General features: G+C 72.5%; 12 protein-coding genes. 5 read left to right on the top strand and 7 right to left on the bottom strand.

Annotated features, from left to right (window positions below):
- Positions 1-31: 31 nt before the first annotated feature.
- Together WMF24_RS26200 and WMF24_RS26195 are read right to left on the bottom strand one after the other, a co-directional pair.
- The gene (locus tag WMF24_RS26200; protein ID WP_437730117.1) at positions 32-1,600 is read right to left on the bottom strand and encodes a WD40/YVTN/BNR-like repeat-containing protein; all 1,569 of its coding nucleotides are present in this window, start codon (positions 1,598-1,600) and stop codon (positions 32-34) included.
- Positions 1,601-1,724: 124 nt separating this feature from the next.
- Positions 1,725-2,855, bottom strand: a complete 1,131-nt coding sequence (locus tag WMF24_RS26195) for a multiheme c-type cytochrome (RefSeq protein WP_437730116.1) — start codon at positions 2,853-2,855, stop codon at positions 1,725-1,727.
- Positions 2,856-3,060: 205 nt separating this feature from the next.
- Between WMF24_RS26195 and asnB the strand changes: the two genes are divergently transcribed.
- Complete coding sequence (asnB, locus tag WMF24_RS26190) at positions 3,061-4,911, top strand: asparagine synthase (glutamine-hydrolyzing) (RefSeq protein ID WP_437730115.1); 1,851 nt, start codon at positions 3,061-3,063, stop codon at positions 4,909-4,911.
- Positions 4,912-5,032: 121 nt separating this feature from the next.
- Here the strand turns inward: asnB and WMF24_RS26185 are convergent, their stop codons facing one another.
- From WMF24_RS26185 to WMF24_RS26170, 4 genes are all read right to left on the bottom strand, one after another.
- Positions 5,033-5,458 (bottom strand): VOC family protein, encoded by a 426-nt coding sequence (locus tag WMF24_RS26185; protein WP_437730114.1) that lies wholly within the window; start codon positions 5,456-5,458, stop codon positions 5,033-5,035.
- Positions 5,459-5,595: 137 nt separating this feature from the next.
- Positions 5,596-6,630 (bottom strand): sigma-70 family RNA polymerase sigma factor, encoded by a 1,035-nt coding sequence (locus WMF24_RS26180; protein ID WP_437730113.1) that lies wholly within the window; start codon positions 6,628-6,630, stop codon positions 5,596-5,598.
- Between the two features lie 223 nt (positions 6,631-6,853).
- On the bottom strand, positions 6,854-7,114 hold the full coding sequence (locus tag WMF24_RS26175; RefSeq protein ID WP_437730112.1) for a hypothetical protein: 261 nt from the start codon (positions 7,112-7,114) through the stop codon (positions 6,854-6,856).
- A 75-nt stretch (positions 7,115-7,189) separates the two neighbouring features.
- Positions 7,190-8,626, bottom strand: coding sequence for an amidase (locus WMF24_RS26170; RefSeq protein ID WP_437730111.1), 1,437 nt, complete (start codon positions 8,624-8,626; stop codon positions 7,190-7,192).
- A gap of 279 nt (positions 8,627-8,905) precedes the next feature.
- Here WMF24_RS26170 and WMF24_RS26165 point away from each other — a divergent pair, with 279 nt between their 5' ends.
- The gene (locus WMF24_RS26165; protein ID WP_437730110.1) at positions 8,906-9,697 is read left to right on the top strand and encodes a VOC family protein; all 792 of its coding nucleotides are present in this window, start codon (positions 8,906-8,908) and stop codon (positions 9,695-9,697) included.
- Positions 9,698-9,778: 81 nt separating this feature from the next.
- On the opposite strand, the gene WMF24_RS26160 is transcribed toward WMF24_RS26165, so the two are convergent.
- Positions 9,779-11,512: a CotH kinase family protein gene (locus tag WMF24_RS26160; RefSeq protein ID WP_437730109.1), complete on the bottom strand. Its 1,734-nt coding sequence runs from the start codon at positions 11,510-11,512 to the stop codon at positions 9,779-9,781.
- Between the two features lie 982 nt (positions 11,513-12,494).
- Here WMF24_RS26160 and WMF24_RS26155 point away from each other — a divergent pair.
- Genes WMF24_RS26155 through WMF24_RS26145 form a run of 3 tightly spaced genes read left to right on the top strand, consistent with a single transcriptional unit; the run spans position 12,495 to position 17,901 of the window.
- Entirely contained in the window at positions 12,495-13,346 is an 852-nt protein-coding gene (locus tag WMF24_RS26155) for a hypothetical protein (RefSeq protein ID WP_437730108.1), read from the top strand.
- An 8-nt stretch (positions 13,347-13,354) separates the two neighbouring features.
- Positions 13,355-17,401, top strand: coding sequence for a protein kinase domain-containing protein (locus WMF24_RS26150; protein ID WP_437730107.1), 4,047 nt, complete (start codon positions 13,355-13,357; stop codon positions 17,399-17,401).
- Positions 17,398-17,901, top strand: coding sequence for a DUF1801 domain-containing protein (locus tag WMF24_RS26145; RefSeq protein ID WP_437730106.1), 504 nt, complete (start codon positions 17,398-17,400; stop codon positions 17,899-17,901). The genes WMF24_RS26150 and WMF24_RS26145 overlap by 4 nt, the downstream gene beginning before the upstream one ends.
- The last annotated feature ends 123 nt before the right edge of the window (positions 17,902-18,024 follow it).

Below are 18,024 nucleotides of genomic sequence, written 5' to 3'. Positions count from 1 at the left end.
GGGCACGCGCCCTCCGCGCTCGGTCATGCAGCTACTTCACCACCTCGCCCGACTTCAGATCGAGCTTCAGCTCGCGCAGTATCTCCGGGTCGGCGCAGACGACGTTGGGGCTCGATCCCTGCACCTCCTTGCGGATGAGCGCGGCGAGCTTCTGGCCCATGTCGAAGCTCGGCACGAGCGCGGTGAAGAACTTCTGACCGCCGTCGCGGGTCACCGCGAAGCGCGCGCCCGCGAACTCGGTGTGCCCCTTGAGGGCCTTGCGGGTGAGCGGGAAGTCGTGGTCGTCGGGGGTGACCTTGCTGAAGGTGTAGAGAACGACGAGGTTGCGTGGGCAGGCCGGGCCACCCGGCCTGACGAGGCGACGCTGCGCGGGCTTCGGCGCCGGTCCGGCCGTTGGGTCGAGCGGCACGACCGGGCCGCCGGGCGCGCCGGAGCGCTCGCCGGGCTTGCCGTGGCGCAGGAGCGCCCCGCCCGCCGCGATCCACAGGGTGCCGTCGCTCGCGGTCGCCAGGTCGTGGGCCTTGACGCCCTCGGGCAGCGGGGCGCGCTCCCACGTCTCCCCGCGGCGCGCGAACACGGCGCCGTCGCTCAGCACCCAGAGCGTCCCGTCGCCGGCGACGGCGGCGTCGGCGACGCCCGCCTCGGGGTTCGGACCCTCGACCTCCTTCCAGGTCGCGCCGTCGAAGCGCGACGCGAACCCGTCGAAGATCCAGGCGTCGTTCGCCGCGCCCGCGAGGACCTGCGGCGAGGCGCTGCGGTGGTCTCCGCGCTTCGCGAGCTCGAGCCCGAGGATCGTCGAGGTCCTCGCGCCGGGCTTCCAGAGCTCCAGCGACGGGTCGCCCGCGCAGCTCCGCCCGTAGCTGAGGACCTTGCCGTCGCCGGTCGAGGCCACAGCGGACGGGAGCACCGCCGTGCGCTGGATGGGGTGGTCGAAGCCCTCGATCGAGCACTCTTTCTTCACCGACGGGGTGAGCTTCAGCCCGGGGTTCGGCCCCCGCACGGCCACGAACTGCGACTCGTGGAACGGCGCCATCACCGGGGCCTGCAGCGCGACGACCGAGGCCCCGATCTTCGCCAGCCCCACGAACGAGTTCCCGTGCTTCTCGTGGCGCTGCTGCCAGCCCCGCGGCCCCAGCGTCCAGAGCTCGGCGATGCCGGTCCGCCCCGTGTCCCCCGTGGCGATGACGTCGATGGCGTCGGGCCAGCGCCCCACCACCCCCGCCACCTGGCGTAGGCCGGACGGCAGCCGCAGCGACTTCTGGACCTCGATCGTGCCGTCCGGCAGCAGCACGCCGAGCGGGTACCCCCACCAGCCGTCGGCCTCGTCCTGCATGTTGACGCCGCCGGCGAGGAGCATCGCGCCCTCGATGGGCAGGAGGCGCACCTCGTCGAAGGGCGCGCGGGCCACCGGGATGAACGGCGAGACCGGCGCCGCCTGCGCGGAGGCGCCGGGCGCTGGCTGCCCCTGCGCGGAGGCGCCGGGCGCCGGCTGCGCCCCCGGGGCGGCGTCGCCGGCCGGCGCCGGCGCGCTGGACGGGGGCGCGCCCGCGGGCTCCGGCGGCGGCGCGGAGCCGCAGCCCGCGAGGGCCGTCCACAGCACGCCCGCTCCGATCGATCTTCTGCATGTTCTGCGCGCTCCGCGCATCATTCCGCACACCCTTCCGCGCATCGCTGCTCGCCCTCCTCCGCTCGTTCCCACGTCCCTCGTCCGGGCGCCGCCTCGCTCACGGCGCGAGCCTGCCGGACGCCACCGCGATCTCGCCCTCCACGAGGGCGTCGCGCTCGTCCAGGCCCTCGGGGTGCGCGACGCGCTGGTACGCGACCCGCCAGGCGATCTCCCGGCCCTCTCCGGCGGGCCCCACCTCGAGCGCCACCGTCACGGGCGCCGCGTGCACGCGATCGTCGGCGGTGAGGTGCCGCCCGACCTGGCCCGGCCTGATCGCGAAGTGGCGCGCGAGGAACCGGTCCGCCTGCCCGAGCACCATGTCGTCGGGCCCCAGCGCCTCGGCGCTGATTTCCAGGCGCCGGAAGAGGTCCCCGGTCGGGAACGCGTGCCCCGCGTTCGCGGGCGCGAGGGTGATCTCCACCGCCGTGGCCGAGGCGCGCCGGGCCGACACCGAGACCGCGCTGCGCACGAAGGCCGGGTCGCGCGATCCGACGAAGGCGTGGCTGCGCCGGCCCGCCGCACCCGCGGGCATGTGGCAGTCGGCGCAGGGCCGGTCCGCGGCCGGCGAGCGCCGGTGCTCGGTGAGCGTCGACTGCATGAGGTGCTCGGGCCTGCGGCTGCCGCGCGCGGTGGGGAAGGAGAACTCGTGGCAGGAGGCGCAGGCGGCCGCGCCGGCGAAGCGGACGTCGCGCACGACGGGGTGCGGCGCGGCGGGCGGCGGCCCGGGCCGGGTCCAGGGCGCGGCGAGCACGCCGGCGGAGGCGTCGGCGGACGAGGCGGCGGTGACGTGGCAGGTCACGCAGCCGACGCCGAGGGCGCCGACGGCCTCGGGCTCGGGCTCCGCCGGCGCGGCCTCGGGCGCGTGGCAGCCGCGGCAGAAGGGCATGGGCTCGATGGCGAACGCCCGGCGGTAGGCTGGCTCCGTGTTGGCGCTGCGGTGCAGCGAGGCGCGCCACTCCCGCGCCACCTCGTCGTGGCAGCCCTCGCAGGCGCGGTTCGCGGCGACGGCCGCGTCCAGGCGGCCCCGCGCCGGCGTCGGCAGCGCCGGCCGCGGCGGCTGCGCTGCGCCGGGCGCGGCCGCGGCCGACGGGGCGGGCGGCGCGCCGGCGCGATCCGGCCGGTCCGGCGCGGCGGCGCACGCGCCCCCGGACCCGAGCAGCAGACCCACGAGCATCCAGGCGCCCCGCACGCGACCTCTCGGCCACGTACATCGAGCGCGGCGCGGCGTCACCGCCGAATGCTGCGCTGGCCAGGCTGGTTGCGCGACGGCGATGCGCTGCCTACGCTCGCGCGAAACCACGAACGACCCGCGAGCGCCGCGGCGAGCCGGCCGGGCTCGCCGCTGGGCCGTGGCGGCGCTTCGAGCCGTCGAGCTGTAAGGAGGCGATTGTCCCATGTGCGGCATTGCTGGATGGGTGGACCACGCGCGCGATCTGACGCGGGAGCGTGACGTCGTGCAGCGGATGACGGACACGATGAAGGACCGCGGGCCGGACGACGAGGGGATCTGGCTCTCCCCGCGCGCGGCGCTCGGGCATCGCCGACTCGCGATCATCGATATCGAGGGGGGCCGCCAGCCCATGATCGCCGACGAGAACGGCGAGCCGGTAGCCATCCTCGTCTACACAGGCGAGGTCTACAACTTCCTTGAGCTGCGCCGTGAGCTCGCGTCCCGCGGACACCATTTCAGGACCAGCAGCGACACAGAGGTCGTCCTCCGCGCGTACCTGGAGTGGGGCGCGGGCTTCCCCGCGCGCCTCAACGGCATGTACGCCTTCGCCCTCTGGGACGTCCGCGCCGAGGAGCTCCTGCTCGTCCGGGACCGGATGGGCATCAAGCCGCTCTATTATCAGCCGACCGGATCGGGCGCGCTCTTCGGCTCGGAGCCCAAGGCCATCCTCGCGAACCCGCTCGCGCGGCGGGCCGTCGACGAGGGCGGCCTGCGCGAGCTCCTCGCCTTCACGAAGACGCCGGGGCACGCCGTGTTCCGCGACCTGCGCGAGGTCCGCCCCGGCCACGTCGTGCACGTGCGCAGGGAAGGGATCACCGAGCGGCGCTACTGGGCCCTCGAGGCGAGGCCCCACACCGATGATCTGGAGACGACGATCGGCACCGTCCGCGGGCTCCTCGAGGACATCGTCGCTCGCCAGCTCATCTCCGATGTACCGCTGTGCACGCTCCTGTCCGGAGGGCTGGACTCCAGCCTCGTGACGGCGCTCGCGCAGCGGTCGCTCGGCGCGGCGGGCGCGGGGCCGGTGCGCTCGTTCTCCGTCGATTTCACCGGTCAGGCCGAGAACTTCAAGGCGGACGAGCTGCGGAGCACGCCGGACGCGCCGTACGTCGCCGAGGTCCAGCGGTACGTCGGATCCGACCATACGGACATCGTGCTCTCCGCGGCCCAGCTCGCCGACCCCGCCGTCCGCGCGACCGTGCTGCGCGCCCGGGATCTCCCGAACGGCTTCGGGGACCTGGATGCTTCGCTGTACCTGCTCTTCCGCGCCATCCGGGAGCGCTCCACGGTGGCGCTGTCCGGCGAGTCGGCCGACGAGGTCTTCGGCGGCTATCTATGGTTCCACGACCCCGAGGCGGTGGCGGCCGACACGTTCCCTTGGACGGCCATGCGCACGCGGCGCCGGAGCTCGAGCTCCGTCTCGACGCTGCTCGCCCCGGCGCTCCTCGAGCGGCTCGACCTCCAGGGCTACATCGCCGAGCGCTACCGGGAGGCGCTCGCCGAGGTGCCGCGGCTTCCCGGCGAGACGGGGAAGGAGCGGCGCATGCGCGAGATCAGCTACCTGCACCTGACGCGCTTCTTGCAACTGCTGCTCGACCGCAAGGACCGCATGAGCATGGCCACAGGGCTCGAGGTCCGGGTCCCGTTCTGCGATCACCGGCTGGTGGAGTACGTCTTCAACGTGCCGTGGTCGATGAAGACGTTCGACGGGCGCGAGAAGAGCCTGCTGCGCGCCGCGTCCAGGGATCTCCTGCCGCGCTCGGTGCTCGATCGGCGCAAGAGCCCGTATCCCGCGACGCAGGACCCGGCGTACGCGCGGGCGCTGCGCGCGCAGCTCGCGGCGCTCCTGGCGCGGAAGGACGCGCCGGTGCTGCCGCTGCTCGACGTGGCCCGCGCCCGCGCCGTCGCCGCGGACACCGGAGGACCGGCCGACGAGGTGTCGCGGTCGAGCATGGAGCAGGCGCTCCTGCTCGACGACTGGCTCGCTCGCTACGAGATCGAGCTGGCGCTCTGACGATGCGTTGATGAAGCGCAGTCGGCCCGCCGCTCAGGGCGCGCTGTCCACGCCCCGAGCGGCGCGCTGTTCACGCCCTGATGGCCGCCGCGGCGGGCGCGCGCCCGCCGCGGCCCGGCGCTCACTGCTGCGGGTGCGGAATGGCGCTCGGGTCCATGTAGAAGACCTCCCAGTGGTGGCCGTCGAGGTCGTAGAAGCTCCACGTGTACATGAAGCCGTGATCCGTGGGGTCCTCCGCGTGCGTCCCGCCGGCGGCGATGGCGGTCTTCACCAGCTCGTCGACCTCGGCCCGGTTCGCGGCCGTCAGCGCGAAGATGCCCTCGGTCGACGTGCTCGTGTCGCAGATGCGCTTCTTCGTGAAGTCCTTGAAGCGCTCCTCCACGAGGAGCATCACGTACGCGTCCTCGCTCAGGATCATGCAGGTCGCCTTGTCGTCGGTGAAATGCGGGTTGAACGAGAAGCCGAGCTTCGTGAAGAAGTCGATCGAACGCTTCAGGTCCTTGACGGGCAGGTTGACGAAGAGCTTCCGGGAACGGTTCGTGGTCATGTGTGCCTCCAGCGTGGGGTGGATTCGAACCTACTGACGCCCGTGGGGCGTCGGATTCATCGGTCCCTCGAAAAAAAAATCGACCTGCTCGCCGGAGCGGCGCCGCGGGCCGGGGCGCCGCGCCGCGGCGGCGTCTGTCAGCCGCCCTGGGGCGCCTGCGAGCCGCCCTGGGGCTCCGGCGGGAGCTCCGGGGGCAGGCCGAAGCGCGGGAAGAGCGTCTCCGTGTCGAGGAAGTAGTTCATCGCGACGATGTGGGTGTCCGACAGCTCGAGCACGATGAGCGCCCAGGGCTTGTGGCTCTCCCCGGGGCCGCCGGGCCGGTACTGCCCGAACGCGGGCGAGCCGCACGCCGAGGTCGGCACGAGCCGGGACCCGCGACAGGGCGCGCCCGGCCCGAGGAGCCAGTACCGGATCGCCTCGTGCCCGCGCAGCCACAGCGCGAATGGCGGCATCGACATCGTCGCGTCCTCGTGGAGGATCTTCGTGAGCGCGGTCACATCGTACCGGGAGAACGCGTCGACGTAGCGGTCCACCAGCACGGACTGGGCGTCGGACAGGGGCGCGCGGGCGTCCGTGAGGTCGCGCGCCGCGAGCGTCGCCCGGGCGCGCTGGAGCGCGCTGTTGACCGAGGCGACGGAGGTGTCGAGCGTCTCGGCGACCTCGGCGGCCGGCCACCCGAGGACCTCCATCAGCAGCAGCACCGCGCGCTGGCGCGGCGGGAGGTGCTGGAGCGCTGTCACGAAGGCGAGCCGGATGCTCTGGCGCAGGGCCAGGAGCTCGGCCGGGTCGGCGTCGGCGGGGAGGGCCCGCACGTCGGGGATGGGCTCGACCCAGCGGTAGGACGGCAGCGTGGTGAGCGGCCCGTCGATCGCGTTGGGGGGGCCGAGCTCCATCGGGCGCGCGCGGCGGGTGCGCTCGTTCAGGGCGTCGAGGCACACGTGCGTCGCGATGCGGTAGAGCCAGGTGCGCAGCGACGCGCGCCCCTCGAACGAGTCGAGGCTGCGCCAGGCGCGCACCATCGTCTCCTGGACGGCATCGTCGGCCTCGGCGGCCGACCCCAGCATGCGGTAGCAGTGGCCTGTCAGCGCGGCCCGGTGCTCCTCGAGGTGCCGAGCGGTCGTGTGCGCTACGTCGTCACCGGCGTGCTTCCTCGGGGGCGTGAGGTCAGCCATCGCGACCGTGTTTAACAGGTCCGCTCCCCGCGGAAAAGGCTGGATCCGCCGCGCGAAGCGGGCAGAACAATGCCGTTTCGATGGCAATGATCTCCGCCGCACGGGAACGCGGGAAAGGGATGCGGGGCGGTGCGCGGCAAAGGTGCGCGGCCGGCGCTCGTTGGCGCCCCTCGGCGTGCGGCGCCGCGCGTCCTTCACCCGCAGGTGGCTGGTGCGATGCCGCTTACCGGCGGCATTCCTGGTTGCACACCATGTAGCGGAAGATGGGGAGCGGGTCGGCGCCCTGGCCCCGGAACACGTCGCAGCTCGACGCCAGGATGCACTCCGACTCGCACTCGCCGCGCGCGTCGCACGTACCGGCGGCAAACACGCCGGGGTCAGCGCCGCACGCTTCCAGGTGATCGACGGCGTCGTCGCAGGCATTCCTGCACCCCACGGCGGACAGGCTGATGGCGAGCACGAGCGGCGCGATGGCATAGGTCATGGCTGCACCGAAGGACCTTTCTTCCGGGGGGGAGTCCTCGCCTCTGATGCTCGGCGTCGGGGAGCCATTCAGCGGTCACACGGCGCAGACGCGCGGCCGGCGGCGGTCCCACGGCGCGGCCTGCTCGAGCTGGCCCGCGAGCCGCAGCAGCGTGGCGTCGTCGGCGTAGCGGCCGGCGAACTGCACGCCCACCGGCAGGCCGTCGGCGCTCATGTGGAGCGGCACCGACATGGCCGGGCCGCCGGTCACGTTGAACAGGGGCGTGAACGCCGCGAAGGCGAAGATCTGGTCGAGCCAGGCCTCGGCGCTCAGGGTCGGGTCGTTCGCGTCGAGCGTGCCCGGCGGGATGGGGAGCGTCGTCAACGTCGGCGTGAGCAGGGCGTCGAACTGCGTGAAGAACTGCCCCACCTGCCGCGAGATCTGGTCGCGCGCCACGACCACGTCGTGCAGGTCGATGGCGCTCATCCGCCGGCCGGCCTCGGCCATGGTCAGCGTCGTCGCCTCCACGGTGTCCCGCCCCGGCGTGAGCCCGTACAGCGGGCAGACGCGATCGAACATGTGGGCGTGGTACGAGAGCAGCATCCGGAACGCGATGCGGACGCGCTCCCAGTCGATCTCCGGCCGCGCCGGCACGACCTCGTGCCCCAGCTCCTCGCACAGCGCCGCGGCCCGGCGCACCGCCAGCTTGCACTCGTCGTGCACCTGCACCCCGCTCCAGGCCGCGTCGGTGAACGCGATCCGCAGCCGCCCCGGCGGCGTGCGCGCCTCCTCCAGGAACGGCCGCGCGGCGGGCGGCGCGAAGTACGGCGTGCCCGGGTCGGGCCCGGCGATGGCGTCGAGCAGCGCCGCGCAGTCGCGCACCGAGCGGGTCAGCGCGTGATCGGTGGCGAAGCCCATCAGCACCTCGCCCTCCACCGGCCCGGTCGGGATGCGGCCGCGCGTCGGCTTCAGCCCGAAGAGGTTGCAGCACGACGACGGGATGCGGATCGACCCGGCGACGTCGTTGCCATGGGCCATCGGCACCATCCGCGCCGCCACCGCCGCGGCGGCGCCGCCGCTCGACCCGCCGGGCGTGCGATCGAGCCGCCACGGGTTGCGCGTCGGCCCGTGCGCGACCGGCTCGGTGACCACGTTGAGGCCGAGCTCCGGCGTGTTCGTCTTGCCGATCGCCACGAGCCCAGCGCGCCGGAAGCGCGTCATCAGCTCGTCGTCCTCGGGCGACACGAGCCCCTGGAACAGGCGAGAGCCCATGCCGGTGGGCGTGCCCGCGACGAGGATGCCGAGGTCCTTCACGAGGTACGGCACCCCGGAGAACGGCCCGGCCGGCAGCCCCGCGCGGAGCGCCCGCTCGGCGTCGTCGCGCAGCGAGCCGATCACCGCGTTGAGCGCAGGGTTCACCTGCTCGATGGCGGCCGAGGCCACGTCGAGGAGCTCGGAGGGGGTGACCTCGCGCCGGCGGACCAGCTCCGCGAGGCCCAGGGCGTCGAACGCGGTGTACTCGGAGATCTTCATCGTGCAGGTCCGTTATACGAGCCCGGCGCGCGTCGCGGGGTGAAGAAAGAACCCACGCCTCGCACGTCCTCCGGGGCCGCCGCGATCGCGGCCGAGCCTATCCGGATCAGGGGCGCTCTCATGGCGCGACGTTACCCCGATGCTGGCTCGATCGCGAGCGCGCCGTGCGCAGGATCCGGAGGGAGGCAATTCGATCCGGCGCCGCGCGCGAGGCGCGGTTCGGGGGGTGGAGAGCTGTGGTAGGGTCGGCGCGGCTCAGGCCTTGGCACGGAGGACATCATGAGCACGATTGCGCGGCACACCCCGGGGACCCTGTCGTGGGTCGATCTGATGACGCCCGATCTCGAGGGCGCGCTGAAGTTCTATGGCAGCCTCTTCGGGTGGACGTACGACGTCGGCCCGCCGGAGTTCCACCACTACACGACGTGCAAGCTGGCCGGGCGCAGCGCGGCCGGGATGAGCCAGCGGCCGGAGGGCGCCGCGTTCCCGCCGGTGTGGAGCGTCTACTTCGATAGTGAAGACGCCGGGCAGATCGCCGGGAGCATCCGCGCGAACGGCGGGCAGATCCTGGTGGGGCCGATGACGGTGGGGGACTTCGGCCGCATGGTCGTCGCTGTCGACCCGACCGGCGCCGCGTTCGGCGTCTGGGAGCCGAACACGCACACCGGCGCGCAGGCCATCGAGGAGCCCGGCGCGATGATATGGCACGAGGTCAACACGCGCGATCACAGGAAGGCGGCCGACTTCTACGCTCGCGTCTTCGGCCTCGAGGCCCGCGAGCTCGAGGCGCCCGGGGTCGAGTACATGACGCTCCACAAGGGCCAGAAGACGGTGGGCGGCGTGCTCCAGATGACCGAGCACTGGCCGGCCGACATCCCGCCGCACTGGATGACCTATTTCGCTGTCGCCGACGTCGACGCGTCGCTCGCGAAGCTCGCGGAGCTGGGCGGCAAGGTGTTCGTCCCGCCCTTCGACACGCCCTATGGCCGGCAGTCGATCGTCACCGACCCCTGGGGCGCGAACTTCACCCTCATGGCGCCGATCAAGCTCCCGAGCCAGTCAGCGCCCTGACGAGGACCCCTTGCGCCAAGCTTCCGCGCCGCGGGCCGGGCGGGCGCCGCGGCATCCGCGGGCCCGCCCGGCCCCGCCGTGTCACGGCAGGTTGGCGTCCATCCAGGCGAGTCGGGCCTTGATGAAGTCGCGCATGACCTGGAGCTGGCCCTCCCACGTCGGCGCGGTGGGGCCGCCGAGGAAGCCGCTGCTCGACTCGATGACGCTCGACACGGGCCACTTCGCGTGGTCGCGGGCCACGGCCTGCCCGAGCGGCGCGCTCAGGCTGTTCATGCGCTGCTCGATCGCCGCCTCGGAAAGGAGCGTCTTGCGGAGCTCCGTATAGCGCGCCCTCACCTGGGCCATGAAGCTCGGATCGCCGGTGAGCTTCTGGTACCAGTTGTTGACGTTCCGCTGGCCGCTGAAGCGCCAGCCGGTGTCGCCCTGCGACGGCGTCGGGCTCTGGGCGCCCACCCCGCCGAGCGCGAAGTTGTAGTCCCACAGCGGGCCGGCCTCGAGCTTCTGATCGCGATCCTTGTGGTAATAGGCGCTCCGCACGTAAGCGTCCACGTTGAGCGTCAGCTCGCTGATGATCAGGTAATCGATGAACGACGGCACATCGATGTACGCCGTGTAATCGCCGATGGGCGTCTGGTGGAGGCTGTCGTGGAACTGCTGGATGTACTGCGTCAGCCAGGCCGCCTGCTCGTCGTTCAGCGGATCCGGATCCACCACCTCGAGATCGACCCAGCACGTGCCGCTCTGGGCGCCCTCGTCGTCACCGCCGGGCCCGCCGCCCCAGCCGGGGCGCCCGCCGCCGCCGAAGCCTCCGAACCCCGGGAGGGGCTCCGAGCCCGTGCACGTGAGCTGCGGCTCCTCGGCGGCCGCCTGGTCGAACTTGAAGATGTAGCCGCCGCTGATGTCGGGCAGCGCCCGGTCCTCCTCCTCGAGCTGCGCGAGATCGGTGCGGACCTTGTTGTTCTTGATCGTCTCCGAGACCCAGTAGATGCCCTGGTAGTCCTCTTCGCCGATCGCGCCCCCGTCGTATTTCAGATAGACCTCGGCGAACTCGGTGCGCGGCGCCTGGAGGCCCATGTCCCGGCCGAGGGAGTAGGTGAACGGATTGCGGATCAACGTGCGGTCGTAGTAGGGCGGGATCAGCGCCCAGTCCGAGTCGGCGGGCATACCCAGCACCGAATAGTCGAGGTCCTCGCCCTCGTTGTCCCACAGCTCGACCTTGTACGGCGTCTGCGGGAAGTTCGCCGACGACTGACCGCGCACGTGATACCCCGCGCGCATCGCCATCGTGGGCAGCGACGCGATCGACGCCACGCCGTTGACCGGCTCGAAGATCATCACCGCCGCGTCGAGGTAGACTTCCTTGTCGCTCGGCTTGCCCTGGCCGTAGCCGTCCACGATCATGATGGGGAGGTCGGACGTCGCGTCGATGGTGCGCGCGATGTAAATGCCCGTGCTCGGCGCGCCGACCGCGGCGCCCCCCACGAACACCTGCGCGCGGACCTGCGTCGTGGCCGTGAGGGTCAGGGGCTCGCCGGTGTACAGCGTGGAGGCCGCGGTCGGCGGCTGCCCGTCCACCGTGTAGCGGATCTCGGCCCCTTCGACGGTGGTGGTCATCCCGACCTGGATCTGATCCCTGAACGTCTGGCTCGGCGTGGAGAACGCGACATCCCCGATCAGGGACGGGTTCACCGACGTGGTGTCACCGCCCGACGCGCCCTGGCCATCCGGTACCTGACCACAGGCAACGCACAGGGCGAGGAGGGCGAGCGAGATGGATCCGTGGAGCAGCCCGGCAAAGCGCGTGCGTTTACCCATGGTGGTATTTTTCACTGGTGGCCTCATTCAAGTTCAAGAACTCGCCATTGTACGGAAACACGGCGCTTCCGCGCTACCCGTTTCTCGAGCGGCGGGGGCGCCCGGCCGGCGCGCCCCGGCCAGCCGACGACGCGCCCCGACCCAGCGGGCTCCTGCCCTGCACCCGGCGAGCCGCCGGCGGGCGCTCAGCGGTACCGGTTGCCCGCCGGCGTCTTGTCGTCGAGCATTCGCCCGTCGGCGGGACATCCATTGTCGTCGAGCGCGGCCCGCACAGCCCCGTGTCGTCGGCGGGTTGTCGAGCGCCGTGGGAGCGCAGCACCCATCGGAGATGGCGGCAGCTGGCCTCGCCCTCCGCAGTGAAGAATCGTCGAGCGCGACGCCGACTACGAGGCGCGTGCCACGGTGGGTATCGTCCAGGGCATATGCCGGGCGGGCTCGTTGCACGTCACACGCCGAGCCCTCTCGGCGGAACCAGCGTCAAGATGCCGAGATCGCACAGCTTCATGGATCACCGTTGGCCAGAGCAGAGCGGTAGAGAGCTCGCCTCCGTCTCCCGGCTGCCCATCGAGGCTGTGTGCGCTGCGGCGAGGGCGGCGCACACAGGCTCCATCATCCGGGCGTCGCGCGGGGCGCGAGCCGCGTTTCGAAACGCCACAGCGCATCAAATCGCTGGCCATCGAGGTGCCCGATCGCGTAGAAGGTACGATGGCGATTCGGCTCACCTATGTCGTGGCTTTCTACGATGTGGAGGTGGGACACCAGGTGCAAGGCGTCGAGCGATGTCGCACCACCAGCGCTGTCTCAATGCGGGGGTAGTTTTCTAGTCGAACAGTATCCTGCATAGAGCCGTATACGAAGACGTTTCGAAATGGTATCTTATACTTTCCCGCTACTCGACCCTGGAGCCGGATCTCGGCAATGAAAGGGGGACCTTATGGCGTTTCGCTGTGCCCGGATTGTTGCGCTCTTTGCGATGCCTCTCATGACGGTCGCGTGTGTCGGCGCCGAGATTGACGATGGATCGGAGGAGTTCACGGAGGAGGCCCAAGACGCGGTCGTCTCCGAGAACGGCTTCGTGCCGAACGCGCTGGGTCCGAACGCGCTCGCGCCGAACGCGCTCGCGCCGAACGCGCTTGCGCCGAACGCGCTCGCGCCGAACGCGCTTGCGCCGAACGCGCTTGCGCCGAACGCGCTCGCCGCCATCAAGCACCCGGGGCCGAGCGGCGCCATGTCGCGGGAGCTCTTGCGCTACGTCGTGAGCTGTGCGCTGAGACCGGACCAGACGTTCTCGTTCTCGTGGAACGACAGCAGCGGGGCCGTCCGCCAGGAGACGTACCGCGGAGAGATCGGGCTTGCGCCTTGGTGGGTGTACAGCGTGATCAGCGAGCATTACCAGCGCCATATCACCGCCTGCCTCGCGGCGAGGACCAACTGGTATGGCGTCAACGTGATGATCTCCCTGCGCAACCTGGAGAACGGTATGGGGGCGTCGGAGCCGGAGTTGACGGCCTATCGGGTGCGAGAGGGGGCGTTCTGGGGAAACGTGTTCAGCTCGACGCCCTTCGTGCGGGCCTGCTACTCGCCAGAAGGCGTGGCGCGCGCGCGGCAGCTACAGCGCGATTGCGCGGCCGGCCACCTCAGCGTCGACCCCGTGACAGGGGCCACGACCACGCAGACGTGTGGTGCCATCGTGATCGCGGGCTCCTGTGATACCGTGTGCAACTGGACGGACTCCGCTGGTAAATTCTACAAGGGCTGTATCGATAATGCTTCGGTCTCGCCATGGATACGGACGGACCTGGTGGTCACGTCGTTCCTGCCCGGCGCCCCCTAGAGGTGTGGGTGCGCTCGGGGGCTGAGGGAGGAGAGGCGCCGGCACGGGCGACCGTGGAGGTCGTCCGCTGTGCGTCTTGCGGGCGGCGGAAGCAGGGCGCGTGCCCCGAGTGCGCGCGCCCTGGTCGGCCGCTGTCCGATCAGCCGTGCCCGCCGGATATCACGGAGGTCGTCCCCGTCACGCTGCCGCGGTTCGACGGCTACTGGACCCGCAGGGTCCTGGGGAGGGGCGGGTTCGGCCTCGTCTTCGAGGCCGAGCCGGAAGGCGGCGGGGCGCCGGTGGCCATCAAGCTCGCGCGCGCCCACCGGCGCGACGCGGGCCAGCGCCTCCGGGGTGAGATCGACGCGCTGTCCGCCGTGGGTCCCCCGCACGTGCCGGCCGTGCACGCGTGGGGCACGCTGGACGACGGCTCTCCGTACGCGGTGCTCGAGCGCGTCGCCGCGCTCACGCTCGCCGCGCGCCTCGCGTCGCGTCCCGCCCCGGGCATCGACGAGGCCGCCCAGCTCGGCCTCGCGGTGCTCGCGGCGCTCGAGGTCGTCCACGCGCGCGGCTACGTGCACTGCGACCTCAAGCCCGAGAACCTGTTCGTGAGCGCTGCCGGGCGGGCGACGATCATCGACTTCGGCATCGCCCGGGTGGTGGGCCGGCGCGGCGACGCGCCGGACGAGGAGCTGGCCGTGGGCACGGCGGAGTACATGGCGCCGGAGCAGTCCGCCGGGCGGGCGGATCTCGACGCCCGCGCCGACATCTACGCGATGGGCGTCATCCTGTACGAGCTGTTCGCGGGGCGGCCGCCGTTCTGGGGGCCGCGCGCGGCGGTGCTCGAGGATCACAGGAGCCGGCGGCCCCCGCGCCTGTCGGCGCGCGTGGCCGTGCCCGTGGCGGTCGAGGAGGTGGTGCACCGCTGCCTGGCGAAGGACCGGAGCGAGCGGTTCGCGAGCGCCGCCGAGCTCCGCGAGGCGCTGGAGCGCGCGCTCGGGGACGAGCTCACGCCGAGCCAGCGCGAGGGGCCGCGCTCCGTCGCGGGCACCGAGCGCCGCGCCGTGGGGCTCCTGTTCTTCGAGGGCGCGGCCAACCGGATGGCCGTGCAGCGCCGGATCCGGGCGCTCGGCGGCGAGCTCGCGCACGCCTCCGGCTCGCGCTACGCGGCCGTCTTCGGCCACGGCGGCGCGACGAACCCCGCGCGGCACGCGCAGCGCGCGGCCGACGAGCTCCTGCGGGCCGGGCTTTGCGAGCGGGTCCTGATCGATCTCGCGCCCGTGTCGGTCCAGACCCGGCCGGACGGCGCGCAGCGCTTCTTGAGCCCGCTCTTCTCGCGCCCCGAGCGGTGGCCGTCCACCTCCGGCCCGCTCGGCCCATTCCTCTCGCCTTCGGCCGCTGCCGCGCTCCCCGACGCCCCTTCCGCCGTGTCGCAGGACGAGGCGGCGCGCGGGACAGGCCGCCCGCCTGGCGCCGAGGAGCGGGAGACGACGGACCCCGGCGCGTTCGTCGGCCGTCGCGACACGCTCGAGCAGCTCCTGCGCAGCGCGGGCGAGGCGCTTCGCCTGAAGCAGCCCACCGTCGTGTCCGTCATCTCCGAACCCGGTTACGGCAAGACCCGCCTCTTCGCCGAGCTCGGCAAGCAGCTCCGGGAGCACCTGCCGCACGCCCGCGTGATCGAGCTGCGCGGGCAGGAGCCCACGACCGGCGTCGAGGACGCGACGCTGCACGAGCTCGTGCGCGGCGCGCTCGACGCGCCCGACGCGCCCCCGGAGAGCGGTGTGCGCGTCGCGCTCGCGGCGTGGCTCGGCCCCGAGCTCAGCGAGGAGCTGGGCTCGGGGCTGGCGATGGCGCTCGGCTGGATGGACGAGCGGATGGACGGCAAGACCTTCCCCGAGCTCCAGGCGCTCAGGGCCGCCCCCGGCGCGCTGCGCTCGGCGCGCGTGCGGGCCGCGGGCGAGTGCCTGCGCCGGCGCGCGGCGTCCTCGCCCGTGGTCGTCCTCCTCGACGACGCGCACTTCGCCCACGACGCGACGCTCGCGGCGCTCGAGTTCGGGGCGCTCGCGGATGGCGCCGCGCCGCTGTGGATCTGCGCGATGGGGCGCCCGGCCTTCGAGGCAGCGCATCCATCCTGGGGCGAGCGGGCCGCGCGGCGCGAGATCGTGCGGCTCGGGCGGCTCGATCCCGAGAGCGCGGGGGCGCTGTGCCGGCGGCTGCTCCTGCCGGCGCGAGACGTGCCCGAGCCGGCGATCGAGCGCCTGCTGGAGCGCTCGCAGGGGGTGCCGCTGCTGCTCGTGGAGCTCGTGCACGGGCTCAAGCGCGAGGGGATCTTGCGGCGGCACCCGCGGGGGAACGCGTGGTACCTGGCGACCGACGAGCTCGATCGCCTGCCCGTGCTGCCGCTCATCGACCCGCTGGCGCAGGGCGAGATCGCGGCGCTCGGCCCGGCGCTCGGCGCGCACGCGCGGCTCGTCTCGCTGCTCGGTGCCGAGGTGTCGCTCGAGGAGATCGCGGGCGTGCTCCGTCATCTGGATGAGCGCGGCGAGGGCGACGCCTATCCGCTCGACGCGCGCGTGGGGACCGAGCGGCTGCTCCAGGCGGGCGTGCTCGTCGCGGACCGGAAGCGGCTCGGTTTCCGGCACTCGCTCGTGCGGGAGGCGATCGTGCGGGGCGTCGACGACGCCGAGCGGCGGCGGATCCATCTGGCCGCGTACGAGCATCACCGCGAGTCGGCCGAGGAGAGCCCGGAGCTGCGGCGGTTCAAGATCGCGTACCACGCGGCCGAGGCGGGGCTCGCGGACGTCGCGGAGGAGGCCTACCTGGAGCTGGCCGAGCGGGCGCGGGCGCGGCACGCCTACGTCGAGGCGGAGCTCTACTACAGCCGCGCGCTCGCGCAGCCCGTCGAGGAGCGCAGCGCGCGGCGGAGGGCGGCGCGCCGGGGCCGGGGGCTGATGCGCTACCGGCTCGGGCGCTATCACGACGCGCTCGGCGACCTCGATCGCGCGCGCGCGATGGCGGTGGAGGAGGGCGACGTGACCGAGCAGATCGAGATCCTGCTCGACGAGGCGACGGCGCTCGACTGGATGGATGAGTACGGGCGATCGAAGGAGCGGGTAGAGGAGGCGAAGGCGCGCGTGGCGGGCGATCTGCCGCCGGCGCTCGCGGCGCGCCTCTCGATGGCGGTGGCGCGCTCGCTGCTCCGCGAGAGCCGCGCGGAGGAGGCGGCGCTGCAGTTCGAGGCGGCCGCGGCGCAGGCCGAGGCCGTGGGCGACGAGTGCTACGAGACGCTGGTCGTGTCCCTGCTCCTCCTGGGCTTCATCTACCCGGGGCTCGGGAGGCTGGACGACGCGGGGGCGGTGGTGGATCGGACGATCCGGATGTGCGAGTCGCGCGGTGATCTCCTGCACCTCGGGCCGGCCATCAACAGCCGGGCGCTCCTGCGCGCGTGCCTCGGGGACGCCGAGGGGATGATCCTGGACCTGTGCCGCCTGCTCACCATCTCGCGCGAGCTGGGGCTGGGCATGCTGGAGCTCGTCGGGGAGTTCAACCTGGGTGAGTACCTGTACCTGATGGGCCACCTGGAGACGGCGATGCTGCACGTCGAGCGGGCCGTGGCGCTGGAGCGCCATCTGCGGGGCGAGGAGTCGCGGCCGGTCGTGGAGCTCCTGCTGGCGCGGCTGCTCCTCTACAAGGGCGACGAGCGCGGGGCGCGGGAGATCATCGAGGGGATCCGGGCGCGGCAGGCGAAGGTCGCGGCGGAGGGGCGCGGGGGCATCGAGATGGCCCCGTCGGAAGAGGTGCAGTGGTCGATGATCGACCTGGCGACGCGCGAGGCGAGCGACGAGGCGTGGGACGAGCTGGAGGAGCGGTCGGCGCGCTGCTCCATGGGGCAGGAGCAGATCGAGGTGATCGAGGCGCGGGCGCGGGCGTGCTCGAGGCGCGGGCGCCATGTCGAGGCGCGCGCGGCGCTCGAGAGGGCGATCGAGGTCGCCGGGAGGATCCCCAACGTGATGCGGGAGCGGCTCGAGCGGCAGCGGGGAGAGCAGCGGGCTGGCGAGGCGAGCACATCCTCGTGAGGCGCACGGACGAGACGCCGAGCAAGGCGCGCGCGAAGACGCAGAGAGGCCCGTCCACCGCGGGGACGCCCCAGGAGGCGCCCGGCGAGCCCGTCGCGCCTTTCGCGCCGGGCAGCTCGCAGACGCACCCGTCCGTCATCGCGTTTCTGCGCGAGCTGGAGCACCCGCTGAAGCAGGAGATCGAGGCCGTTCGGCGGATCATCCTCGCCGTGAGCCCGGAGATCCGCGAGGAGATCCGATGGAACGCGCCGAGCTTTCGCACGACGGAGCACTTCGCGACGTTCAACTTGCGCGCGAAGGACCGCGTCCGGCTCATCCTGCACATGGGAGCCAAGGTGAAGAGCACCGCGACGAAGGGCGTCGAGATCGCGGATCCTGCGGGCTTGCTGGAGTGGCTCGCCAAGGATCGCTGCCTGGTGACGCTCCGCGATGGGAAGGAGATCGAGGAAAGACGGGCGGCGCTGGAGAGCATCTTGCGCGCCTGGATCCGGTTGATGTAGCTCCGGCGCGGCAGCGACCGCGTAGCCTGCGCAGGTCGTGGGGTAATGCTGGGCGCAGGCGATGAAGGGCGGATGCCCCCTCGGCAGCAAGGACGACGGGGCTCGTCCTCGATAACGTGTCTC

This window comes from Sorangium sp. So ce1335 (genome assembly GCF_051521615.1).
In the GTDB taxonomy this organism is placed as follows: domain Bacteria; phylum Myxococcota_A; class Polyangia; order Polyangiales; family Polyangiaceae; genus Sorangium.
This window is presented reverse-complemented; position numbering and strand designations above follow the sequence as displayed.